General features: G+C 62.0%; 21 protein-coding genes. 7 read left to right on the forward strand and 14 right to left on the reverse strand.

The genetic code is table 11. The annotated features are described in order from the left end of the window. Positions 1-2 precede the first annotated feature (2 nt). The 3 genes from J4G43_RS29275 to J4G43_RS29285 all read right to left on the reverse strand — a co-directional run bounded on the left by J4G43_RS29275 (position 3) and on the right by J4G43_RS29285 (position 3,438). Positions 3-563, reverse strand: a complete 561-nt coding sequence (locus tag J4G43_RS29275) for a papain-like cysteine protease family protein (RefSeq protein WP_208087098.1) — start codon at positions 561-563, stop codon at positions 3-5. A gap of 114 nt (positions 564-677) precedes the next feature. Next, the gene (locus tag J4G43_RS29280) at positions 678-1,511 is read right to left on the reverse strand and encodes a phosphatase PAP2 family protein (protein WP_208087099.1); all 834 of its coding nucleotides are present in this window, start codon (positions 1,509-1,511) and stop codon (positions 678-680) included. Between the two features lie 49 nt (positions 1,512-1,560). Next, positions 1,561-3,438, reverse strand: a complete 1,878-nt coding sequence (locus J4G43_RS29285; protein WP_084795119.1) for an adenylate/guanylate cyclase domain-containing protein — start codon at positions 3,436-3,438, stop codon at positions 1,561-1,563. A gap of 665 nt (positions 3,439-4,103) precedes the next feature. Between J4G43_RS29285 and J4G43_RS29290 the strand changes: the two genes are divergently transcribed. Next, the gene (locus J4G43_RS29290; protein ID WP_208087100.1) at positions 4,104-5,411 is read left to right on the forward strand and encodes an MFS transporter; all 1,308 of its coding nucleotides are present in this window, start codon (positions 4,104-4,106) and stop codon (positions 5,409-5,411) included. A 7-nt stretch (positions 5,412-5,418) separates the two neighbouring features. On the opposite strand, the gene J4G43_RS29295 is transcribed toward J4G43_RS29290, so the two are convergent. Next, positions 5,419-6,057: an HD domain-containing protein gene (locus J4G43_RS29295; RefSeq protein ID WP_166341989.1), complete on the reverse strand. Its 639-nt coding sequence runs from the start codon at positions 6,055-6,057 to the stop codon at positions 5,419-5,421. 50 nt (positions 6,058-6,107) lie between these two features. Beyond that, positions 6,108-6,569, reverse strand: a complete 462-nt coding sequence (locus J4G43_RS29300; RefSeq protein WP_208087101.1) for a carboxymuconolactone decarboxylase family protein — start codon at positions 6,567-6,569, stop codon at positions 6,108-6,110. A gap of 109 nt (positions 6,570-6,678) precedes the next feature. Here J4G43_RS29300 and pdxR point away from each other — a divergent pair, with 109 nt between their 5' ends. Next, the gene (pdxR, locus tag J4G43_RS29305; protein WP_208087102.1) at positions 6,679-8,088 is read left to right on the forward strand and encodes a MocR-like pyridoxine biosynthesis transcription factor PdxR; all 1,410 of its coding nucleotides are present in this window, start codon (positions 6,679-6,681) and stop codon (positions 8,086-8,088) included. Between the two features lie 138 nt (positions 8,089-8,226). Further along, entirely contained in the window at positions 8,227-9,660 is a 1,434-nt protein-coding gene (locus J4G43_RS29310; RefSeq protein WP_225005181.1) for a hypothetical protein, read from the forward strand. Here J4G43_RS29310 and J4G43_RS29315 read toward each other — a convergent pair. Then, positions 9,551-11,164, reverse strand: coding sequence for a winged helix-turn-helix domain-containing tetratricopeptide repeat protein (locus J4G43_RS29315; protein WP_208087103.1), 1,614 nt, complete (start codon positions 11,162-11,164; stop codon positions 9,551-9,553). The genes J4G43_RS29310 and J4G43_RS29315 overlap by 110 nt on opposite strands. A 287-nt stretch (positions 11,165-11,451) precedes the next feature. Between J4G43_RS29315 and J4G43_RS29320 the strand changes: the two genes are divergently transcribed. Further along, positions 11,452-12,453 carry a Bug family tripartite tricarboxylate transporter substrate binding protein gene (locus tag J4G43_RS29320; RefSeq protein WP_225005183.1) on the forward strand — a complete coding sequence of 334 codons (1,002 nt, stop codon included), beginning with the start codon at positions 11,452-11,454 and terminating at the stop codon, positions 12,451-12,453. A gap of 330 nt (positions 12,454-12,783) precedes the next feature. Here the strand turns inward: J4G43_RS29320 and J4G43_RS29325 are convergent, their stop codons facing one another. The 4 genes from J4G43_RS29325 to J4G43_RS29340 form a co-directional block, all read right to left on the reverse strand. Further along, complete coding sequence (locus J4G43_RS29325; RefSeq protein WP_208087104.1) at positions 12,784-13,377, reverse strand: DUF6647 family protein; 594 nt, start codon at positions 13,375-13,377, stop codon at positions 12,784-12,786. Positions 13,378-13,715: 338 nt separating this feature from the next. Continuing rightward, positions 13,716-14,231 (reverse strand): hypothetical protein, encoded by a 516-nt coding sequence (locus tag J4G43_RS29330; protein WP_208087105.1) that lies wholly within the window; start codon positions 14,229-14,231, stop codon positions 13,716-13,718. 61 nt (positions 14,232-14,292) lie between these two features. Continuing rightward, the gene (locus tag J4G43_RS29335; RefSeq protein ID WP_225005185.1) at positions 14,293-14,952 is read right to left on the reverse strand and encodes a YybH family protein; all 660 of its coding nucleotides are present in this window, start codon (positions 14,950-14,952) and stop codon (positions 14,293-14,295) included. Then, positions 14,949-15,494 (reverse strand): hypothetical protein, encoded by a 546-nt coding sequence (locus tag J4G43_RS29340; RefSeq protein ID WP_408581368.1) that lies wholly within the window; start codon positions 15,492-15,494, stop codon positions 14,949-14,951. Before J4G43_RS29340 ends, J4G43_RS29335 begins: the two co-directional genes overlap by 4 nt. A 1,102-nt stretch (positions 15,495-16,596) precedes the next feature. Here J4G43_RS29340 and J4G43_RS29345 point away from each other — a divergent pair. Together J4G43_RS29345 and J4G43_RS29350 are read left to right on the forward strand one after the other, a co-directional pair. Next, a complete protein-coding gene (locus tag J4G43_RS29345; protein ID WP_208087106.1) occupies positions 16,597-18,030 on the forward strand; it encodes a DUF1254 domain-containing protein in 1,434 nt (477 codons plus the stop codon). A 206-nt stretch (positions 18,031-18,236) separates the two neighbouring features. Then, the gene (locus J4G43_RS29350; protein ID WP_063983013.1) at positions 18,237-18,536 is read left to right on the forward strand and encodes a hypothetical protein; all 300 of its coding nucleotides are present in this window, start codon (positions 18,237-18,239) and stop codon (positions 18,534-18,536) included. An 82-nt stretch (positions 18,537-18,618) separates the two neighbouring features. Here J4G43_RS29350 and J4G43_RS29355 read toward each other — a convergent pair whose 3' ends face one another. Continuing rightward, positions 18,619-19,398 (reverse strand): helix-turn-helix transcriptional regulator, encoded by a 780-nt coding sequence (locus J4G43_RS29355; RefSeq protein WP_208087107.1) that lies wholly within the window; start codon positions 19,396-19,398, stop codon positions 18,619-18,621. Positions 19,399-19,507: 109 nt separating this feature from the next. On the opposite strand from J4G43_RS29355, the gene J4G43_RS29360 reads away from it, so the two are divergent. Beyond that, positions 19,508-20,587 (forward strand): zinc-binding dehydrogenase, encoded by a 1,080-nt coding sequence (locus J4G43_RS29360; RefSeq protein WP_208087108.1) that lies wholly within the window; start codon positions 19,508-19,510, stop codon positions 20,585-20,587. Positions 20,588-20,717: 130 nt separating this feature from the next. Here J4G43_RS29360 and J4G43_RS29365 read toward each other — a convergent pair whose 3' ends face one another. From J4G43_RS29365 to proS, 3 genes are all read right to left on the reverse strand, one after another. Next, positions 20,718-21,422, reverse strand: a complete 705-nt coding sequence (locus J4G43_RS29365; RefSeq protein ID WP_028153958.1) for an ABC transporter ATP-binding protein — start codon at positions 21,420-21,422, stop codon at positions 20,718-20,720. Between the two features lie 7 nt (positions 21,423-21,429). Further along, entirely contained in the window at positions 21,430-22,710 is a 1,281-nt protein-coding gene (locus J4G43_RS29370) for a lipoprotein-releasing ABC transporter permease subunit (protein ID WP_014494909.1), read from the reverse strand. A 73-nt stretch (positions 22,711-22,783) separates the two neighbouring features. After that, positions 22,784-24,103: a proline--tRNA ligase gene (gene proS, locus J4G43_RS29375; protein WP_208087109.1), complete on the reverse strand. Its 1,320-nt coding sequence runs from the start codon at positions 24,101-24,103 to the stop codon at positions 22,784-22,786. Positions 24,104-24,123: the final 20 nt, after the last annotated feature.

A 24,123-nucleotide genomic window follows, 5' to 3' on the forward strand; every position in this document is an offset into this window, starting at 1 on the left:
TTCTAGACCGGGGCCTTGGTGAAGTAAGTGTCCGTCCAGACACCTTTGGCGTCCTGATAGTTTGAGCAAAATCGATCAAACTGGATCTCCGGTGTTAGGCCGAAAAGGGGATCCTCAATGACCAGGCTGTCGGTATCCTCCAGATATCCGACGATCGCGACGAAGTGCGCCGGTCCCTCCTCATCTTCGTCTCCCGACCAGACCGTGCGAACACAAATGGGGCGCCCTGCACTGATCTCCTGCTGCACCTCCATTCGTGTCGCTCGTTGGTCGAGGGCCAACACGGCGAGACAGCGGACTCGGTTGAGCGGTGATCCGAGAGAATGCGTCACATCGAATTCCAGGCCCGGCGTGCCGCAAGGGAAATCACAGCAATCATGCCGGTTCAATTCAAGGTCGGCGATGCGGCACTGCGTGAAAGTACTGGTCTCGTCGTAATAGCGCGAGATGCTGTAAGCGACGGCTGCCCAGCACCAATTGATGTGACACTGATGTTGCATCGTGAAATCTGGCGCCAACTGAATCCGTGTCCTTTCGATGACGGAAATTTCTTCCACACCCATTGCAATACCTCGTGGTTGAGATCGATTGGTCCAACTTCAATTCCTTGTGGCCGTGCGGAGCGCATCCTTGCAAAATCCAAGGATGCGATCTCGGCTGCGGCATTAGGCACTGTTCTAATGCTCTTGTTTTGCCGCCTCGGTCACCGCATGGAAGGTGCTGCATTGCTGGAGGTACGGAAACACGGCTTCAGCAATGGCCTTCCCGGCAGCCGTGTCACTCGGGTAGTGGACGCCAGCGATCTCGCGATTCTTCCCGATCCGCGCGGCCAGCGCCCTCAGTGCACTCTTGGCACCGGGGATAATCTCTCCCAGCGCCAGTGCCATCAGATGACTCTCCAGCGAATGTCCGCTCGGATAGGAGGCGTGCCAGGGCGACGCGACCATTGGGAAAAGCGCCGGACACACCTGTTGCGGCCGCCCGCGATTGAACCTGAGCTTGTAGTAGACGGCGACCATCAGCCCAACATGATCGGCCATCTCCAGAATCTTGATCGTATTTGGATGCGCAGACGGCGAAAGCATGAGGACCTGCGCAAAATAGCCGACAAGCCTCACGTCCTGATCGACGATCTCATCTGCCAACCTCTTGCGACGATCCATCGACGCCCCAAGCAGTTCATCGATCTCGCCGAAAATCACATCGTGATCCGTTGGCGGGCCGGCGACAGTGATGGTTTGCCAATCGGTCTTGGCAAATTCGAGCAATGCGATCTGGGCAAAAAAGTCAGGGCGCCAGGCAGACAGCGGGAATGTCGCCCCGTAATTCAAGCTACCGGGCAGGACTCCGACGAAACTCTCGAAGATCGGGAAAGGACGCGGGGGAATTCCACCACCAACGTAACCGCCGCTGACTGCGCCGTTTCCGCCACCACCGCCGCCGCCGCCGCCGCCTCCGCCGCCGCCACCACCACCGCCACCACCACCGCCTCCTCCTGCAACACCAGGCATTGTGCTCTCCATCGAGGGGCTAATAATTTGAACCGGGCTCCTGGCCCCATCAATCCGGCAACCCAGCTGCTCCTAATCGCTCGACATACAAAGACCCCTGGGGCTCCTTGAACGGACAACGGCGCGCATAGTCCGATACCCTGAAGCCGGGCAGGATGTTCTTATGGTGCTGCGAAACCTGCCGCGCTTCCTCCAGGCGACCAACCGCGACGAGGCTTGCGGCGAGGACGCGCGCGGCGTTTCCAAAACGCGGGCTGAGGGTCAAAGACTTCTTCGACCAGCGAATGGCATCGTCAAACGTTCCGTTCAGATAATGATTTTGGCCGAGCAGGCAGAAATTGAAAAAGGCCTGTTGGCCAAGTGGTGAAAGCCGGATGGCGCGCTCCGCACGGGCGATTCCGGTTGAAGCATCGCCGATGAACCCGGGGGTCCCGCTCCCGAACACCCATGCCCACGAATTGCTGGGGGATATGGCAAGAGCCCGCTCACACAGGTCCAATCCGCTGTCGTAGTCACGAAAGAACATGCTCTTGCCGTGCCCCTGTATCGCGAGCGCGAGAGCATTTTGCGGGTCTCTTTCGATGGCACAATTGGACAGTCGGATCACGTCGGCCGAATCCGCATCGAAATCCGACGACCACCCCTCCGCGATCTTGAAATTGTGCCACTTCGCAGCGAACGCGTACGGCGCCGCGTATTCGGGGTCTTCCTCGCTGGCTTTCTCGAGCAGCCCTTTGGCGCGCGAGAAGCTCGCGAAATCGAATTTGTAGAGCAGCTCAAGCGCCCGCAGGAGATAGTCATACGCATTGAGGCTCTTCGGCGGCTTTCGCAGCGCCCGCTTGATCTCTGCGCGACGCACATAGGCGGCGATCTTCTCAACGACACCAATGGCGATCTCGTCCTGGACTTCGAAAACGTCCGCAAGGTCCGTGTCGTATTTCTCGGCCCACACCACGGAGCCAGTCGCAACATCGACCAACTCGACCGAAAACCGGAATCGCTTGCCCGATCGACGAACGTGACCGCTGACGTAATAGCGAACGCCAAGCTTCTCGCCGATTTCGACGGGATCGATCTCGCGCTGACGAAACGGCATCGTCGACCCGCGAGACACCACCAGGAGCTCCTGAATATTACTCAGGCTGACAATGATGTCTTCGACGAAGCCTTCGGCAAAATAGCTGTCGTCGACCTCCGAAGAGCTGTTCGCAAACGGAAGAACGGCGATCGAGGGCAGTTTGGTTCGTCTCGAGGATTTGGTGGAAGCGCCGATCACCGTGCGGCGGTCCACTCCCGGCGAGAGCAGGAGAAAGGCATGAACCGGCCGCGACAGGTTCTTGAGATGAAGCTCACCCAGGTCGTCAAACTTGAATTCGCTCAGATCGGCGACTACTCGCAAAAGGGCCGACGACACCACAACGCCGCCCGCGGGAGCGACAGATTGCAAGCGTGCTGCGATATTGACGCCATGGCCGTAGACATCGTTCAGATCAAAGATGACAGGCTCCCAATGGACGCCGATGCGAAAGGCTATGCGGCGCTCGGGAGGTTGCAAGGTTTCAAGCCCGGTGACTTCACGCTGCAACTCGGAGGCACAGCGAAGGGCATCGAGCGGGCTCTCGAACACCGCGACGAAGCCGTCGCCGGTGTTCTTCACAATCTCGCCTCGTCGACCGATCAAAGCAGGATCGATGACGCTCACGCGAAGAGCCCGATAGCGACTATGCGTCTCGACCTCAGCAGCTTCCATAAGTCTGGTATAGCTGACGACGTCCGCCACGAGGACGGCGCGGAAAGGTCTTTCGAATTCGAGGATCTTACCTACTTGGGAATTAAAGTCCTGTTCGGCAGCACCAACCAACCTCGCACCACTGTCGTTGGCGGTGTTCGGCGACGACGGGGGGTCGCTCGTAGGCTCCGACTTCATTGATCCCTCAGCGGCGAATAAAGCCTCTTGCCGAGCAGAGTCTCGTCCTTGAACCAGTCTGCAACACGCTAAACGCAATTCGGTTGAGGCGCTACCAAAATCACCCGAATGGCTCGGAGCGGCAGCGCCACAACAAGTGGCGGCGGAGAGTAAAAGGGCTTCTTCGGATTACCTCATCTTGGCGATCAGCGGCTCGCGCTGGAATAAGGCGCCCGATCAACGCACTCTACCTTTCGAATTCCTTTTGAATTCCTTATGAATTCCTTCTGAATTTCGACAGCATTCGCGAATTCCCACTTGCACCGGGCCCCGAAGTGGAAGCCCTCGCGCCGGGCGCGATGGCAAAAGGTCGCGCCGACCGCCTCAACCGCCAATACGCTTTGCTGCAGACTTGCAACTGTTTTGCCCTCAAGCGAGTCGACCCCGTCTGTAGAGTGGATAGCGAAAGTCGCGGGAAGGCCGAAGCGCACCGATGAAGCCACAGGCTGGTGCGCGACGAGTCCGGATGGCCCCACACTTAAATCGGGACGCTGATATGCGGCATGCCTTGCATCGCGCCTCCGATGTTGACGTGAGCTGGTGCGGGTTTAAGTACGGCAACAAATCTTGCAGGGGTGGCGACGTTCGCTGGGCTGGTTCCCGTTGACGCCACCAATGCAGGACACATGACGACCTCGCCTCACGCGACCTCGCCCCGCGCCTCAGCGCCGCCTCACCTCGCCATCGTCCTGTTCTCGCTCGCGATGGGTGGCTTTGCGATCGGAACCACCGAATTCGCATCGATGAGCTTGCTGCCGTTCTTCGCTGCCGACCTCGGGATCGACGAGCCGACCGCGGGGCACGCGATCAGTGCCTACGCGCTCGGCGTGGTGCTGGGCGCGCCGCTGATCGCCGTGCTTGGCGCGCGGTTCGCCCGGCGCACCCAGTTGCTGGCCCTGATGGCCGTGTTCGCGCTCGGCAACGCGCTCACCGCGCTCGCGCCGGGCTTCGGCTGGATGATCGCGGCTCGATTTCTGTCGGGATTGCCGCATGGCGCCTATTTCGGCATCGCCGCGCTGGTCGCGGCCTCGCTCGTTCCGCAACAACGCCGTTCGCAGGCGATCGGCCAGGTGATGCTCGGCCTGACCACTGCCACGATCATCGGCGTGCCCCTGGCCAATCTGATCGGCCAGGCGGTCGGCTGGCGCGCGAGTTTTGGCTTCGTGTCGGTGCTGGCGTTGATCACGGTCCTGCTGTGCGCGCTGTTCGCGCCGCGCGATGCGGCCGGCCGGTCCGATCCGCTGCGCGAGCTCGGTGCGCTCAGAAGCGGCCGCGTCTGGATCACGCTGGCGATCGGCGCCATCGGCTTTGGCGGCATGTTCGCCGTCTACACTTATCTGGCGACGACCCTGATCGAGGTCACCAAGGTCAGCACCGCGGTCATCCCGTTCTTCCTCGCCGTGTTCGGCATCGGCGCCACGCTCGGCAATCTGTTCGTGCCGCGCTTTGCCGACCGCGCCTTGATGCCGACGGCGGGCGTCATCCTGCTGTTTGCTGCAGTCGCGCTCCTGGTGTTTCCGCTCGCCGCGGGCAATCCCTGGCTGCTCGCGGCCGACGTCTTCGCGATCGGCGCCAGCGTCTCGCTCGGCGCCGTCCTGCAGACGCGGCTCATGGACGTCGCGGGAGACGCACAAGCGCTCGCTGCTGCGCTCAATCATTCGGCGTTCAACACCGCCAACGCGCTCGGCCCGTTCCTGGGCGGCCTTGCCATTCGCGAGGGGCTGGGCTGGACCTCCACCGGTCCCGTCGGAGCCGCGCTCGCGCTTCTTGGCTTCCTGATCTGGATCGTCGCCGCGCGCGAGGCCCGAGCCGCGCCGGTCGAGGACGCCTCGAGCGACGCTGCCTTGCTGAAGGACGCTCCCGCGCGGCCGGCGCCACCGCTGGCGCCGGATGACCGAAGCCGTTCGGATGCCGTCAGGGATCCGGTGGCTTAGCGGCAGCTCAGCTTTGCCAGGGCGTGTTGCGGATGCGCGTACACACGTTCGGCTTGTGGAAGCTGGGATCGTGATCCTGGATATAGTCGAAATTGACGGTCCCGAATGTCGTCTGCGGCTTCTTCAGCGCTGAGCAGGTCTGCACCTTCAGAAACTCGTTCTTGAAATCGCCGCGCGGGAACGCAGCGATCACCTGATCGCGCTGCTCCGGCGTGTACTCGTCATATCCAACGGCCCCGACGTCCACCACAACTCCTGCCCTCGTGAGGGCGATTTCCGGTCTCATATATTCCGGAATGCCGGGTGTGGTGTGCAGCGCAATCGCCTCCCAGACCAGATCGGCCTGCGGCTCGGCGATGCCGCGTGCCCGGAGAAAGTCCCGCGCGGCGTCGGCACCGTCGACCTCAAATCGCTTTGTTTCGGTGTGGTAGTGATCGACCAGGCCGAGGTCGTGAAACAGCGCCGCGACATAAAGCAACTCGGAATCGAATTTCAGCTTCTGACGCAGCCCCTTCATCGCGCCGAACACGTAGACGCGGACCGAATGGTTGAACAGCATCTCGTCTTCGTAGCTGCGCACCAACTCGGCGGCCTCGCGCGCCAGCTTGCTGTCGGGAATTTTCACGCCGGAAATCACGCTCGTCATTTTCTAGCTCCTGCCTTGCATTGACGTCGGCCGATGCCGTTCGTGGCCCGTCAGGCTGTCTTCTCGACGGCGGCCTGCGGCGTCTTACGGAAGCTGATCGCCATGCGATTATACGTGTTCATCAGACCGATCGCGATGGTGAGGTCGACGAGCTCGCGCTCCTCGAAGACCCCGCGCGCGGCTTCATAGGCCTGATCCGGCACGCCGGTATCCGCGACGCGGGTCACCGTTTCGGCCCATGCGAGGGCGGCGCGCTCGCGCGCGTCGAACAGATTGCCGGCTTCCTCCCACGCCTGCAGCAGAGCGAGCTTTTCGATCTTCACCCCGTTCTTGAGCAGATCGCGCATATGCATGTCGAGGCAGTAGGCGCAGTTGTTGATCTGGGATACGCGCAGATAGACGAGGTTGATCAGCGCCGCTGGAAGATTGCTCTGCATGATGTAGCCGTACACGCCGCCCAGCGCTTTCACACCCGCCGGCGCGATACGGTCGTAGTCGAGACGCCCTGTCATTTTCCTGCTCCTTGATGATCGATGCCCGGCCCTTGTCTCCGCCTTAAATGCCCCTGCCCTGGTCCATAGAAAAGGACCAAGAACGCATGAAAATCGTGTACCATGAGGCATGACCAAACCGCTGCGGCTGGAACTGGATCGCTCTGCGAAGACGCCGCTGGCCGAGCAGATCCATGGGGGCATCAGGGCCGCCATCGAGAACGGCGTGCTCGCACCCGGAGCGCGCCTGCCCTCCTGGCAGGACTTGGCAGCCCAGCTTGGCGTCGCGCGGGGCACCGTGCGCGCGGCATATGAAAAGCTGTCCTCTGCCCAACTGATCGTCGCGTCACGCGCGACCGGCACGCATGTCGCGGATCGGCCGTCCTTTCCCGTTCGCAAGGACAAAGCCCCGGCGCCCGGCTCGTTCATGGAGATGTACCAGGAGCTCACGGCGGGGCCGGCAATCTTCCAGATGGGCGTGCCCGCGCAAGAGACCTTTCCTGCCAAATTGCTGGCGCGCATGCGCGCGCAGGCGGTTCGCGCCGAAATGAGCGCGCCGGCGATCTATCCGGATCCGCGCGGCGAGCTCGACTTGCGACGCGAGATCGCAGCCTACCTCGCGCTGGCGCGCGGGATCGCGTGCACGCCGTCGCAGATCATCATCACCAGCGGTTTCAGCGGCGGCCTCGGATTGGCGCTCCGTGTCCTCGGCCTCGAGCCAAAGAAGAAGGTCTGGGTGGAGAATCCGGGCTTTCCCTTCACGCGGCACGGTCTCGCGCTTGCAAGACTGTCGATCGCGCCGATCCCGGTCGACGCTGACGGCATCGATGTCGAGTACGGCGTGAAACATGCTCCCGACGCAGCGCTCGTTGTCGTGACGCCCGGGCAGCAGGCGCCACTCGGATCCACGTTGTCGCTGGCAAGGCGTTCGCGCCTGCTCGACTGGGCCGCCCGACGCAAGGCGTGGGTGATCGAGGATGACTATCTCAGCGAGCTTCAGCTCAAGGGCCGGGCCACGCCGGCGCTCGCCTCGCTCGATCGCGCGGGCCGCGTCATCCACATCGGCTCTTTCAGCAAGACCGTGACCCCTGCCCTGCGGCTCGGCCTTGTCGTTGCGCCGGCCGCTCTGGCGTCGCGATTTGCCGAAGCCGCGGCGTGCCTCGCGCCGGCGCCCGGGCCCGCAGCGCAGCTCGCCACCGCCGATTTCATGCGCGATGGCCATTATCTGCGGCATCTCCGGCGCACGAAGCGGGTCTACGCCGCGCAAGGCGATGCATTGCTGAAACAGCTTCGGACGCGCACCGCCAATGTTGCGCTTGCCGGATTGGCAGCGGTCCTGCGGCTGCCGGATGGAGCGCCCGATCTCGCCATCGCCAGGGAAGCGGCATCGTTCGGGCTGGCGCCTACACCGCTGTCGCTCTGGTATGCGTCCACGGCTTCGGCGCGCCCCGGTCTGTTGCTGGGTATCGCCACATCGCCGCAAAAGCGGATCGAGGCGTCCTGCGACAGGCTCTTCGAAATCATCGATCGTCTGACGTGACGAACGCTGTATTTCGAGACAGCACGATGTGCTGCCCGGCGCAATAAACGCGCACATGCATGCCACCGAAAGTTGTAGGCGCGCCGATTATCATGTAACGTCGGCGCCTATCTTCACCGCGCGTGGCCCAGTCGTTACATGCTTGCCCGTATTTTGTTTCTCGTGGCCATGCTGCTTCCATGCGCACTGCACGCCGAGGAAACGCCTGCCGAAAATCCCGGATTTGCGCGCAGGCTGACGATCTATCTTGCCAAGGGGGCACCGGACGCGTGCGGGCCCGGCTGCGACCGCTGGATCGCCATCGAGGGCGAGATCGATGGAGACGCTGCGCCGCGCATTCGCCGCTTCCTGGCCGGCGTCAAGGACACCCAGCGTCCGATCTACCTTCATTCGCCCGGCGGGAACGTGGAGCAGTCCTACGTCATCGGCCGGCTGCTGCACAGTCGCAAGGCGGTCGCGCGGGTCGGCCGGACGATCGCGACGGCGTGCGCCGCCGGCACACAGGTGGACGCCGCCTGCCTGAGGACCAAGGCCGTCGGCGGCGAGGTCGAGGCGGAGCTCACGACCTACCATGCGATGTGCAACTCGGCCTGCGGTTACCTGTTTCTCGGCGCGACATCACGCGAGGTCGCTCCCGACGCCGCCCTGGCGGTCCATAACTCCAGGCTGGTCCTCGTCTTTCACGGGCATCCGGCGCCGCAGGCGGTCGCGGAATACAGGCAGCGCCGGATCGCGAACGCCGACCGCGACCGCGCTGCGTTCATCGCGGCGATGGGGATCAGCCGCGGGCTCGACGATCTCATCCGTACCGTGAAGTTCGAAAATCTGCACATGCTGACGCGAGCCGAGCTCTATCGTTTCGGAATCGACACGCGACCGTTTGCCGAAGGGATGTGGAGGCTGGAGAAGGCAACGCGGCCGTTCATCGGCAAGATCGCGGTGATGAAGAAGGAAAGCGGCTCTTCGTTCCGGACGATGGAGTGGCGCATGTTTTGCGAAACCAGGGATCGCGTGCCGCTGCTGTTCGCGGGCGAGATCGACGAGGCGAGCGTCGGCAAAAGTATGATCATGATGACGGCGGACGCCGACAAGGACCAGGAAGCCGGAGGGTTTCCAGTGCGAGCCGCGAAGTACGAGATGTGGAGCGGCAGCATCGACCCTGACATGGTCAAGGCGATCATGGCGTCCCGCTCCCTCCATGTCCGGCGGACCACGCCGATGCCGGACGAAAAGGTGGACGTCGCGACATTCGACATCGACCTGACGGGCCTGGCGTCGATGCGAACTCAGCTTGCGGCGGCGTGCTCGTCGGTCGACGCCAAGCCGAAAGGTCCCTCGGCCGGCAAGCCCTTGGCCAGCAACTCCGCTGCCGAACGTCACCGCGCCGCCCTCGGCCGTGCCGTCGCCGTAAGCGCAAGAGCGCCCGATCCTTGTTGGGCGCGCACCGGCAACCTCCTGCCGTTCATCCCTCCGGCACCCCGGCCATGCGCATGCCCTCATACACACGCTCGCGCCCGGCGAGATAAGCCGGATGGTCGCTCGTCACGCGGGCCCGGTAGCGGCGGAGAGTGAAGGTCGGATTGAGCACAAGGCCGGCCTGTGCGGCGGCCCGCGCCTCGTCCGGTGAGCCGAGCAGCGACAGCGCAGCGGCGAGATAATAATGCGGGAGGGGATGATTTCGGTTGGCCTCGATGCTCCGGCGCAGCCAGGCAACCGCTTCCACGTCGGCGCCGAGAAACAATTTGGCGAGACCGACAAACATGAACCACCGGTAGGCGTAGGAATCGCGAGGAGAGAGGCGAAGCGCCTCGCGGATATGGGCCTCGGTCTCGCTACTGCGACCGAGAAAAAACTTGGCGAGACCGATGAAGGCATGAGCGTCGGCCAAATTGTGATCCAGTGCCAACGCCCGCTCGCATTCAGCGATGGCCCGGGCCGGGTTGCCAAATGATTGGACCAGACCCAGGATGCTACGGGCCCGAGCATGGTTTGGCGCAAGGGACAGAGCCTTGGTTGAGGCTGCCTCGGCCGCCGCCAAGTGCGCTTTCCAGTCGTCGGTGACAAGATTGGCCCCAAGCGCCGCTTCAACCCGCGCCGAGCCGACCAGCGCCTCGATATTGTCGGGATCGAGTGCCAGGGCGCGGTCGAAAAAGGCCTGCGCTTGCGTCATGTATTGCGGGGTCGTCCCATTGTTCTCGTAAGCCCAGCCCTGGAAATACAGGTCCATTGCATCGGGATGGGTTGAACGTTCCGCTCGCCGCGCTTCAACCTGAATGAGCTGGGCATTTAGCGTGTTTGCGAGCCGCGATACGATCTCGTCCTGCATGTCGAACAGGTCGGCGACGGGTTTCTCGAACCTCTCGGCCCATAGGTGATTGCCGGTTTCGGCATCGATCAGCTGAACATTCACCCGAAGCCGATTGCCGCCTCGTTGCACGGAACCTTCGAGCACATAGCGGACGTTCAACTCGCGTCCGACTTGCTTTACATCGACGGCTTTGCCTTTGAAGGTGAAAGCGGTGTTACGCGCGATCACGAATGAGCCACTGATGCGCGAAAGGTCCGTGGTCAGGCTGTCGGTCACGCCATCAACGAAATAGTCCTGCTCGGGATCGCCTCCGAAGTTCGCGAACGGCAGTACGACGATGGAAAGGCGTGGCGCAGGAATCGACATCGCAACTGTTGCGGCATCGGACCGATCTGGATCAGCGGTACCCTGAAACTGTTCACCAGAATCGGCTGTGGCCGCCGCGTCTGCGGGCCTCTGCACTTCCTGCACCGTTCCAACGAAACGGAAGCCCTTGCGCTGCAGGGTTTTGATGAGACGCTGTTTTTCACCGGAATCGCCAATCACACTCCGAGCGACGTTCAGCCGCGTCGTCAGTGCCGCATCGGACACGACACGGCCGTTCCAGATGGTCTTGATGAGGTCGTCCTTGCTTACGACCCGTTCCCTGTTGCGGATCAGGTAGTCGAGCAGGTCGAACACCTGCGGCGCAACCGAGACCACGTGCGCCCCGCGGTAAAGCTCGCGAAGGTCGGTGTCGAATGCGTACTCGTCGAAGAGATACCGCAAGCTGGCAATTCCCTGGGTGGCTTTCCCCCGTCGGTCTCTCGCGCCGGTTGCAGCGCAAGAATAAGCCGGCGGTGAAGAGAATGTAAGCAGAATGTCAAGAGCGCCCGCCCATGGCCTGCTACCATCCTCGGGACGGCACAATTTGCTCAGGAAGCAATCCATGAGCACGACCAACGGCTTGCCGTACCGCGCAGCAGTGCCCCGAGCAGCGGCTCAGGATTCAACGTAGGGCCGTCCGCTTGAAGGACTGGCAGTAACGCCACAACGCGCGTCCTCGGAATACAAACATGATGGAGACCGTGATGGCATTGAAGATCACGCGCCGCGCCTTCATCGCAACCGGCGCAGCCACCATCGCTTTGTCGTATCATGATAGCGGGTGGACGCAGACCTGGCCCTCCCGGCCGATCAAGATTGTTTGCGCCTATCCCGCCGGCGGACTTGCGGACACCCTCGCGCGCGTCTACGGCGAATACCTCTCCCAGAAGCTCGGCCAGCCGGTGATAGTTGAGAATAAGGCGGGTGCCAGCGGTTCGATCGCTGCAGCAGCCGTGAAGCAATCGCCACCGGACGGTTACACGTTACTCCTCGCCATCACCGCAACTCTGGTGCAAAGCCGCGTGCTATTTAAGACTTTGCCATACGACGCCGACAGGGACTTCGCGCTCATTTCCAGCATGTCGGCAGGATATCTGCCATTGGTCGCCTATAAGGCGACCAATGCCACCAATTTAAAGGAGTTCGTCGAATACGCCCGCAGGAACGTGACCAACGTCGGGACCTTCGGCGCAGGCTCCTACCCTCATATCGTCGTTGCAGAGCTCAACAAGCAGTACGGGCTGCAGATGAAAGCCGTGCACTACCGCGGCGAAGCGCCGATGTGGCAGGACCTCGCGGCCGGCGTGCTCCAGGCGGCGATGGGGAGCTACGCCAATGCCGTCAACGCGCTGGAATCCGGAGTTGGGAGGGCAATCGCCGTGCAGACGAGGACGCGGAGCAGAAAGCTTCCCGACGTTCCCACATTTTTCGAGCAGGGTGCCGACTCCGAGCTCTTTGCTATGACCGGTTACGTCTTTCTCGCCGGTCCCATCGGCATGCCGCAGGACATCGTGGAGCGCCTTTCCGGCCTGATGGTGGAGGCAGGCAAGACCGACAAGATACAGAAGCTGCTCGACTCGTACGGCATCGATGAGTCCGCTCAAGGACATATCGCGTTCAGAAAGCTGTACGACAGCGAAACGCCTCCCTTGGTGGCTGCCGTGAAGGCATTGGGGCTGACGCCTGAATAGAGTGCGGATGCCGGCGCCCGTCCGCCTTGCAGATCGCCGTGGGGCCACGAGCGGATCTGTGCGCCATCGACTGAATGGATGAAACCGTCACCTCAGCAGAACTCAGGGAACAAGCAACCGCTGGCATTAGTCCCGTTGGCAGCGGTACAAACTGATTCTGCTGCCCCGGAGCCATCGCCAGGATCGCCAATGCAATTGCGAGGATCGCCAAGAGTCTGGCCATCAATCAAATCCGCTGAAGATCTTGCTGGTACGTACGAGATGATCTTGGCTCTGCGCTCCTTTTGGAAAGGCAATCGTTCGACAGCGACTGGGATCGACCGGTCACAATCAATACATGCATGCCGAAGTTATCAGCACCGTGAACATGTCGACGTCGAACTCGTTCTCCAGGCTAAGTCCGAACCGCTCCAGCCATTTATCCTGAGCCAGGTAGGCCAACTTCTCTCGCGCCTGTGGGCAGACAAATTTGAGCCCTCCAACATTCTGAAGGTGATGGACCATTTCGTGTACCAGGACCGATTGGTCGGTCGGCGAAGTGCCGCCCCAATCATCAGGAAGCAGGATCGTTCTCGTCTCGTTGTCGTAAAGTGCAACGACCTCGCGCTGAGCTAGTTGCCCATCGCTTTCCATGAAGCCTTGCGAAGAAGTACGGTCCCTTGCACGCAACCTCGCAAGCTCCATCTTCGACGCAAATTCAACGACGGGACGCTGCTTGATGGCAGGCAGGTCGAAATTCGATGAGAGCCAAGTCACAACGTCATCCAACAGGGCTTCCGCAAGTTGAGCTGCATCAGAATGCAACGAAACCGAACGCGACTCGGCGGACGCGCTGCGCTCCAAAGCATATTCGCAATCGGCTTTAGAGGATGTGGCTAACGTCAGGGAGGCTATCGCCGCGACCAAGAGGAATTGCTTGAACATGACCCTCTCCTCAGAGGCTGTCCGAAAAAGACACTCTTCAAAAAATCAGTCGGCAATTGAATGGCTGGAACATAGCATTCGCCTGGCCACGTCGTTGTGAACCCATTCACACCCAAAGAACTCACAACGCCGCCGGTCACCGAACATGCGGGCGAGCGGCGTGCCTCGTACTTCACCGGGACACCGGCCGCCCGTTCAGCAGACGACGGAACCACGTCGCTAGGGCGTGGTAGCGGACGTGAGCGCCGGGGCAAACCGTTTGGAAGACGTTGCTGCCTTGGCATCCCGAACTGCAGCAATCGAGGCCGTCCGCCGTTGCTGGAATTCAGCGGACGAGCCTAGTTCGTCTTGACGAACTTGTACGTCCCCTTCTTGTGGCCAATGACCTGACTGATGCCATCGAAGTTGCTCTTGAGAGGGTCGATGGTGACGACGAGCGCGGCCTGGAGACCCTCGAATTTGCCGGTCCCACCCGTTATGTTGCAATTGTTGGGGGATGCGGGCAACCAATCGCATTGCTCGATCAACTGGTCGCCGTCCTTGTCGACGTAAGTACAGAACCCGTGAAGCTCGGCGGTCTTCGCCGAAGGATCCGTCAGGCGGCTGAGCTGACAACGTCCACCCATGTTGTTGAGTACAGGATTTCCCGCCTCGTTTGAGGCTGCCATGGCCTGGTTCATGAGAACAAACTCTCTACCGCCGCCGATCGGCATCGGCTTGAGAGCAGGAATCGGCGTCGCGGTGAATATGACCGAGACGGGGCCCTCCGGCGGCATGCTCTGAGCCTGGACACTCGTCGTTGCCAGAACTGATGCGACTGAAAGCAATGCGAGGTTTGCGCGCAAAATGGCCATCGCTGACTCCCTTTGAGGTGGTGCAGAGAACGATTGCGGGCGGAGAAGGCTATGCCTTGAGTTACTTTGCGGCCTGCTGCGGCTGGGGCGGCGGCGGTTTGGGGACCGACGTGAGCATGCGAATCTTCCATTGCCCATCCTCACGAACATCGAGAGCGGTCCAAACAACGGTGAAGTCTATGGGAGCGCCTGTCTCGCTGTTGCCGGTAACGCGAGACTCGCCGGTGACCAGAGCCATGCTTTCTGACAATGACTGAACCTCGGTCATCTTGACCTCGAGGCGACTAACTCCCGCCTTGAAAGCGTTCTCATAGTACCTGGTATTGTCCACTACGCCGTCTTCAGTCACTCGCATATAGTTCTTGGTATAGAGCGAAGTAATCCCAGCGGGATCCTTGTTGCTGAAGTACCGCTCGTATGCTGAACCTATCTTTCCAATTTCCTCCTTGAGATTTTGATCTGACGCAGTCGCAGGAATTGCCGATAGTAACAGCGAGATACATACAGCTCCAAATCCGCGCATAATGTCACTCCCTACTGTTGACGCCGCTCCAGACGAGACTTGAGACCAGGCTTGCCTCCATCCCCCTTGAACTCCCGATGCCGCTGCATTTGAGCCCGCAGCCTCGTTGTTCTCCACGGACAGGAAGTCTCTCTTGATCTGACGCAAGGATTTTTCTCCGCTGTCAGCGCTGCTCGAAACTTGGTTGTTCGTCTTCATGGTGGCAGCAGAGCGGCCGCGATTCCGCCGCTAAGGTCAGGCGCCCGCACGAAGAGAAAACGGGAGGTCGCCGGTATTTCAGCGTCATCTCGGCCGTCCTGGCCGATCAGGATCAATCCGGCTCCGCCATTTGCCACGTTGAGAACCACGGGCTCTCCGCTCCACGTCTTGATCGGCTGCATTCCCACGATGAGGAATTCACCCATGGGCTGATCGAGATACTGAAGACGCAATTGCGGACCGACCTCCGCTGCCGCAAGTTCAAAGCCGAGTTGTCGGGCCCGTGCGTAAATGACGGCCAGAGGCACGCTATCGGTCTTGAAGCCGAGCTGGACCGCGGATACCGCCACAAGCTCCACGTCCATCTTGTTGGAACTGACCGTAAAGGCCGGTCGAGCGAGAACTTCCGCGGCCAGCCCGCCGATGTTGCAGCCGACCGCATCCAATGCATCGCGCAACGCAACGGAGTTGCCAAAAGTGCCGACCGCAATCGTCTTCCATGTCGGAACGTCGCGGACGGACGCGATGAGTTTTTGCGGCAAATCAACTGCACGAACCTTGCCGAGTTTCAGTTAATTCTGTAGCACGTCGCGCGCCGAGCATTGTCCCCACGCCCTGGGCGCGAACTGAAACAAGGAAGCGGCACAGAGCAACGCAACCATCAAGCAATGGCTGCCCCATCTCGCGTTCGGATGGTGATGTGGTGCGGCGCGATCCGCTTGGCTTGTCAGAATGCACATGTCGAATATCGACTTGTTGCAAAATTCAACTGAAAAGAACCCGCCTCCGAGTCAATGGGAAGAACGGAGGCCAATGAAAAACATCGCCCGACCGAACTCAAAAGGGGGGCCGGAGGCGGGGAGCTATTGGCTCAACTATTACAATTTCAAATGAACGGGCGGCGGTCCGTAAGCCCGATCGCCCGTCGCATCAAACCGAAAACGGAATGACGTGTTCAAACGTAGCACCACGAGTCCCTCGGTACAATCAGCAACTCCGCCCACCAGCGTGCATTGCGATCACTCGATCGCGCTTCGCCGCGAACACCACTCCGAGGCCGCAGACGTTTGTCATGGGTCACAAGCCGCGACTGTTCGCCGCAAGCTCATCGACGACAATCGCCCGATCGCGCCGTCGCGCGTCCGTCGGCCGCGCCCTCGCCCGCATCGCCACTCCGTACTTAACCGGGCAACGTGACGACCCCTGTGCCTATCACAATCGGCCGCGCGCAGACGCCGGAGCATTCATCGAGCTATTCTCGGCAGATGGGCTCACATCATCAGCGTCCGACCTCAAGACGATGAATCATCGGATGAAGGGCTGCTCCATTTCGAGCACACGAGGTTGCAATCCAATGACGATCCGGCGCTGAAGCTCGTCATCTAAACGCCGGTCTCGGACGTCGGTTCACGATCGCCTGGCGTCAGCTTTTGAGGGCCAAGCGGAGCGCAGCGATCCGTCAGAGCAACGCCGCTCGTGACCCGTCGGCGGACTCCCTTGATCTAGATCAACCAGAACGCGGCGCTTCGCCGCTTAGCTGGCTCATCCTCCTTTGCCTGAGTTGGAGGGAAATAGGAAAACACCCGCAGTGGCGGCACTACATCGCCCCACTCGGCCAATGCAGCGAATTTCAGGAGAACCCTTATGCAAAAGCATCTGTTGTCGCTTGCTGCGATCCTGTCGGGTTTGAGTCTCATCGTGTCGACATCGACCCCGAGCGCCGCTCAAGCGATTTCTGCGGAAGAGGCACAAGCGATCGCTGCGGAGGCCTATGTTTACTTCTATCCGCTCGTGACGATGGACCTGACGCGCAAGCAGCTCATCAATTCCGATCCCAAAACTGCGGCAATAGGCGGCCCTCCCAACACGTTCGACAATATCCAGGCCTACCCGACCGCAGACATGAAGGCGGTGGTGCGGCCCAATTTCGACACGCTGTATTCGAGCGCCTGGCTCGACCTGACCCGCGAACCCATGGTCGTTTCGGTTCCTGATACCGGTGGCCGCTACTACCTGCTGCCGATGCTCGACATGTGGACGGATGTGTTCGCGTCGCCGGGATGGCGTACGACAGGCACCAAGGCAGCGAATTTCCTGGTCGTGCCGCCGGGCTGGAACGGAAACGTGCCGGCGGGCTTCGCACGTATCGACGCGCCGACGCCTTATGTCTGGATCATCGGCCGCACCAAGACCGATGGTCCTGCCGACTATGCTCCGGTTCACGAGGTGCAGAAGGGGTACAAGATCACACCGCTATCTGGGTGGGGTAAGCCCCCGGTCGTCGTGACACAGACCATCGATCCCAACGTTGACCTCAAGACGCCGCCGAAGCTGCAAGTCGACACGATGGCAGGCGATAAGTTTTTTGCCTATGCGGCGGAGCTATCCAAGGTCCACCCGCCACACATCACAGATGAGCCGATCATCGCGCGCATGGCGCGGATAGGGCTCGAACCGGGCAAGAACTTCGATATGACCAAAGCCGATGCGACGGTACGGAAAGCTATCGAGGATGCGCCGGCTCAGGCGCAAAAACTGATGGCATGGAAAATCCCAACGCTGGCGCGCGTCGCAAATCACTGGTCCATGAACACGGACACGATGGGCGTTTACGGGAACTACTACTTGAAGCGCGCGATCGTCGCGCAGCTCGGACTCGGCGCGAATCTGCCGGAGGACGCGATCTACCCGAACAGTGTTGGCGATGAAAACGGCAAGCCGCTCGACGGCGCAAACAAATACATCGTCCGCTTTGCCAAGGACGCGGTCCCGCCGGTCGAGGCATTCTGGTCAATCACCCTGTATGACGATGAAGGCTTCCAGGTTGCCAATCCACTCAATCGCTTTGCGGTGAGCAGCTGGATGCCGTTCAAGCGCGACGCCGACGGATCGCTCACGCTCTACGTCCAGAATGACAATCCGGGCGGCGATCGCGAAGCCAACTGGCTGCCCGCGCCCAAAAGCCCGTTCAACCTCACCATGCGTCTTTATGCGCCAAAGTCGGAGGCATTGACCGGCGTGTGGAATCCACCCGCCATCAAGCGGGTCGATAGTGAAACCGTTGGCCGGCAGCAATGACAATGCCAAGGGAGCCCGGCCGGGCAAGGCACGCGCGGCGAATTTAAAGCGCCCAAGAAAGGGCAGAGATGATTCCGCTTGCGAAACCTGAACCAGGATGACGCCGCCGAAGACGAACCTTCATCGAGATCGAACGGGAGGTTCGCTCCTCAAACGTCGCTCGATACATGCCTCTTGGACAGTTTACACAGCTAAGGAGGTAGCCCATGCCGATCGTTCAATTTACTCGCTTCAAAACCGACAAGGTCGAGGAAACGGTCCAGATCATCCGGCAGGCGAAGAAAATCTTTGAAAAACACGGTGCCGAGTTTCTTCGGCTCTCCCGTTTCCACACCGGTCACTGGGCAGGAGAGTTGCTGGTTACGACGCGCTACTCCAATTGGGAAGTCTACGGCAAGGTGCAGGAGGCCGTGGCAAAGGACCCGGAGTTCGCGCAGCTGCAGGCTGATGGAATGAAGATTGCCGAACTGCAGGGCCGTAATATCGCCGTCAGCATCGATCTCTAGTCGGGGCGCCGCCCCGCAAACCACAATAAGCGCGGAGGCCGCCGGACATATGCCGGTGGCCTTCCCGATCTGGGACGGCGTTCTACGCCCCGACCGGCGTATAGATCACGAGCTTCAGCGCGGGATCGTCGTTGGCCTGAAAACTCGTGTGCTCGAAATGGAGCACGCCCAGAGTTGGATGAGACATCGTCTTGAGGCCCGAGGCGGTGCTGGGTATCTCGTGGGCTTCCCACCATTTGACGAATTCCGGGCTGCCCTGCCGCAGCCGTGTCAGCAACTCCGCAAAGGCGGGATCGCCGGCCCAGACGTCGTGGGTGGCGCGAAACATCGCGACCATGCGCTTGGCGACCTCCGCCCAGCCCGCGCCGTAAGCCTTGCGCGTCTGCTTGTTGGTCATCATCAGGAGCATCGTGTTGCGATCCTCCTCCGGCAACCGGCCGAACGCAAAGACCTGCTCGGCGGCCTCGTTCCAGGCCAGCACGTCCCAGCGCCGCCCGGTGATATAGGCCGGATGCGGCAGGCTCTCGATCAGCCGCAGGATCGGCGGCGGCACGATCTCGCGCGTGAAGGTGCGCCTGTCGCCGTCGCGCGCCAGGGCCTTCAGGTGCGCGTGCTCGGTCTTGCTGAGGCGAAGTGCGCGCGCCAACGCATCGACGGTGGTGATCGAGGGGCTGACGGTGCGGCCCTGCTCGAGGCGGATGTACCAGTCGACACCGATGCCGGCGAGCAGGGCGACCTCCTCGCGGCGCAGGCCCGCGGTGCGCCGGCGGCTGCCCGCCGGAAGCCCGACCGTCTTCGGCGTCAGCTTTTCGCGGCGGGACCGCAGGAAGTCGCCGAATTCGATGCGGCGCGGATCGGCCATGATGTTGCGCTCCGATGGAGGGCCTTCGTGATACTAGGATAATACCAGGCCTTCCTGGCCCTTCCAAGGCGGCGCATATGCCCTTTCACCAGACTTTGAGGTGAACATCATGAAAGCTGCCGTACTCAAATCCTTCGGATCGCCGCTGGTGATCGAGAATGTGCCGGAGCCGGTGCTCGGCACCGGCGAGGTCATCGTCGACGTCGTCGCCACGCGCGTCCTGTCCTACATGAACGAGGTTTTCAGCGGCGAACGAAACTACGCGCTCGACCTGCCGATCATCCCGGGTCCCGGCGGCATCGGCCGGGTGCGCGCGATCGGCCCGGACGCGACCAAGCTCGCCGTTGGCGACTGGTTGTTCTGCGACCCGACGGTGCGTTCGCGCGATGACATCGTGGCGCCCGATATCGCCCTGCAAGGGCTCACGGCCGCCGGCCCCGGCGGTATGCGCCTGCAACGGCATTTTCGCCACGGCTCCTATGCCGAGCGGATGCGCGTGCCGACCGAGAATGTGAAGCGGCTTGGCGCGATCACGTCCGCGGAAGCCTCGCAATGGTGCGCGCTGGGGACGGCGCTGGTGCCCTATGGCGGCTTTCTCGCCGCCAACCTTCAACCCGGCGAGACCGTGCTGGTGAGCGGCGCCACCGGCAATTTCGGCAGCGCCGCCGTCTCCGTCGCGCTCGCGATGGGCGCGGCCTGCGTGGTCGCGCCGGGTCGCAACGACAGGATTTTGGCCGACCTCGTCCGCCGCTTCGGCGATCGGGTGAAGCCGGTGAAACTCACCGGCAACGAGAGCGACGACTGCGAAAGCATGAAGCGCGCCGCACCGGGACCGATCGACTGCGTGTTCGACATCATGCCACCCTCGGTCAGCACGACCGTCGTACGCGCGGCGATCATGACGGTGCGCGCTTACGGCCGCGTCGTGCTGATGGGCGGCGTCGGCATGGCGGGCGGCGCGGGCCTCGATCTGCCCTACCCCTGGATCATGCGCAACTGCATCAGCATCCACGGCGTCTGGATGTATCCGCCGGATGCGGCGAGCCGCCTGATCGCCCTGGCGCGCGCGGGATTGTTACGGCTGGACGAGTACGAGGCGACGGCGTTCGACCTCGACCACGTCAACGAGGCGGTGGAACACGCCGCAGCCAATGCGGGACCGTTCAAATTGACGGTGATCAGGCCGTAACGGCCCCTCCGCTGCGGCGATGCGCCGTCGCAGCCGATAGGCCCGACATGCCAAATGGTTGGAAGGCGTCACCCCGATCGTAGCCGGCCAAGGCCGGCTACTGTGCATGGGGTTGTTTTCGCAGTTTTTATTATTCGAGCTCGACGACCTGGCCGTTCGACAGCGACACGCGCCGGTCCATGCGGCCGGCAAGCTCCATGTTGTGGGTCGCGATCAGCATGGAGACCTTGGTCGCCTTGACCAGCTGCATCAACGCCTGGAAGACGTGGTCGGCCGTGTGCGGATCGAGGTTGCCGGTCGGCTCGTCCGCGAACAGCACGCGCGGCGCGTTGGCGACCGCGCGCGCAATCGCGACGCGCTGCTGCTCGCCGCCCGACAGTTCCGCGGGCCGATGGGTGATGCGGTCGCCGAGGCCGAGATAGCCAAGGATCTCCTTGGCGCGCTTGACGCTCTCCGACTTCTTCAGGCCGCGGATCATCTGCGGCATCATCACGTTCTCGAGCGCCGAGAACTCCGGCAGCAGCCGGTGCGACTGGTAGACGAAGCCGATATCGGTGCGGCGGAGCTGGGTACGCTCGATGTCGGGGAGCTGCGAGGTCGGCGCGCCGTTGACGTAGACCTCGCCGGAATCGGGCGCTTCAAGCAGCCCCGCGATGTGCAGCAACGTCGATTTGCCCGAGCCCGACGGTGCGACCAGCGCGACCGATTGCCCGGCCCACAGCGCGAGCTTGGCGTTGTCGAGGATCGTCAGCGGCACCTCGCCCTGCAAGTACTGCCGCTTTATCTCGTGGAGATAAATGACCGGTACATCTTCCGCCCCCTGCTGGCTCTCCATCAGCCCCTCACTCGTACCGCAGCGCTTCGACGGGATCGAGGCGCGCGGCGCGCCACGACGGGTACAGCGTCGCAAGGAACGACAGCGTCAGCGCCATGATGACGACCGCCGTGGTCTCGCCGACGTCGATCTCGGCGGGCAGCTTCGACAGGAAGTAGAGCTCCGGCGAGAACAGCTCGGTGCTGGTCAGCCAGGACAGGAATTGCCTGATGGACTCGATGTTGAGGCAGATGACGAGGCCGACGAAGAAGCCGACCAAGGTGCCGACCACGCCGATCGAGGCGCCCGTGATCAGGAAGACGCGCATGATCGAGCCTTGCGAGGCGCCCATCGTGCGCAGGATCGCGATGTCGCTGCCCTTGTCCTTCACCAGCATGATCAGGCCGGAGACGATGTTGAGCGCGGCGACCAGCACGATCATGGTCAGGATCAGGAACATCACGTTGCGCTCGACCTGGAGCGCGTTGAAGAAGGTCGAGTTACGCTGCCGCCAGTCGACCAGGAACACCGGCCGGCCCGCAGCCTCCGTCACCGCCTTGCGGAAGGCGTCGATCTTGTCGGGGTTGGTGGTGAACACCTCGATCGAGGTGACGTCGTTGCTGCGGTTGAAATAGGCCTGAGCTTCAGCCAGTGGCATGAACACGAAGCCGAGATCGTATTCGGACATGCCGATCTCGAACACCGCCACGATCTTGTAGGGCTTGATGCGCGGCGTCGTGCCCATCGGGGTGACTGCGCCCTTCGGCGCCACCAACGTCACGCTGTCACCGGCATGCAACGACAGCTGGTCGGCGAGGCGGCGGCCGATCGCGACCCCCTGCCCGTCGTCAAAGCCCTCGAGCGAGCCTTGCTTGATGTTCTTGGCGATCGAGGTGAGGTTGTTGAGGTCATCGGAGCGGATGCCGCGCACCAGGACGCCCGAGGCGTTCCACGGCGAGGACGCCAACGCCTGGCCGTCGACCACGGGCGCTGCGAGCCGGATGCCCTGGACCTGGCTGAGGCGGTCGGCGACGTCCTTCCAATCGGTCAGCGGCGATTCCAGCGGCTGCACCAGGATGTGGCCGTTGAGGCCCAAAATCTTGTCGAGCAGCTCCTTGCGGAAGCCGTTCATGACCGCCATGACGATGATCAGCGTCGCCACGCCGAGCATGATGCCGAGGAAGGAGAACCCGGCGATGACCGAGATGAATCCCTCCTTGCGGCGCGCCCGCAGATAGCGCGCCGACAGCATCCACTCGAATGGCGCAAAAGGCGCGGTTTGCTTGGTCTCGGTCATGGTCTCATCCATCGCTCGATAATCCCATAATTCGGGGTCAATTGTGGCCGGATTGGCGGCCGCGATATCGCGCGATGAACAATATTCAGCCGACCAGCCGGGCGACCGCGTCCGCAGGCGACATCGTCTCGCGCGAGCCGTCACTGCGCTTCTTGATCTCGACCTTGCCCTCGGCGAGGCTCTTCGGCCCGATCATGATCTGCCAGGGGATGCCGATCAGGTCGGCGGCGGCGAATTTGGCGCCGGCGCGCTGGTCGGTGTCGTCGTAGAGCACGTCGACGCCCTTGGCGGTGAGCTCGGCGTAGAGCTTCTCGCAGGCCGCATCGACCGCGGCATCGCCCTGCTTGAGGTTGAGAATCGACACGCGGAAGGGGGCCACCGCCTCCGGCCATTTGATGCCGGCATCGTCATGGCAGGCCTCGATGATGGCGCCCAGCAGGCGCGAGACGCCGACGCCGTAGGAGCCGCCATGGATCGGCACATCGACACCGTCGGGGCCCGCAACCAGTGCCTTCATCGCGTCGGAATACTTCGTGCCGAAATAGAAGATCTGCCCGACCTCGATGCCGCGGGTGTTCACCCGCTTGTCCGCAGGCACTTCCTGCTCGAAGCGCGCGGCGTCGTGCACGTCTTCCGTCGCCGCATAGACCGAGGTCCATTGCTTGATGATCGGCGTCAGGTCGCTGTCATAGTCGACGTCCTCGCCCGGCACCGGCAGGTCCAGCACGTCGCGATTGATGAAAACGCCGGATTCACCGGTCTCTGCAAGTACGATGAACTCGTGGCTGAGATCGCCGCCGATCGGGCCGGTCTCGGCGCGCATCGGGATCGCCTTCAGCCCCATTCGCGCGAAGGTGCGCAGATAGGCGACGAACATCTTGTTGTAGGCGACGCGCGCTGCGGCCTCGTTGAGGTCGAAGGAGTAAGCGTCCTTCATCAGGAATTCGCGGCCGCGCATCACGCCGAAACGCGGACGCTGCTCGTCGCGGAATTTCCATTGGATATGATAGAGATTCAGCGGCAGGTTCTTGTAGGACTTGACGTAGGCGCGGAAGATCTCGGTGATCATTTCCTCGTTGGTCGGCCCGTACAGGAGCTCGCGCTTGTGGCGGTCGGCGATGCGCAGCATTTCCGGGCCGTAGGCGTCGTAACGGCCGCTCTCGCGCCAGAGGTCGGCGAGCTGGAGCGTCGGCATCAACAGTTCCAGCGCGCCGGAGCGGTCCTGCTCCTCGCGCACGATCTGCTCGATCTTCTTCAGCACGCGGAAGCCGAGCGGCAGCCAGGCATAGATGCCGGCCGCCTCCTGCCGGATCATGCCGGCGCGCAGCATCAGCCGATGCGAGACGATCTCCGCCTCTTTCGGATTTTCCTTCAGAATGGGCAGAAAGAATCGCGACAACCGCATGGCAATACTCTGGGAATCAG

This window comes from Bradyrhizobium barranii subsp. barranii, from assembly GCF_017565645.3.
GTDB classification, from domain to species: domain Bacteria; phylum Pseudomonadota; class Alphaproteobacteria; order Rhizobiales; family Xanthobacteraceae; genus Bradyrhizobium; species Bradyrhizobium barranii.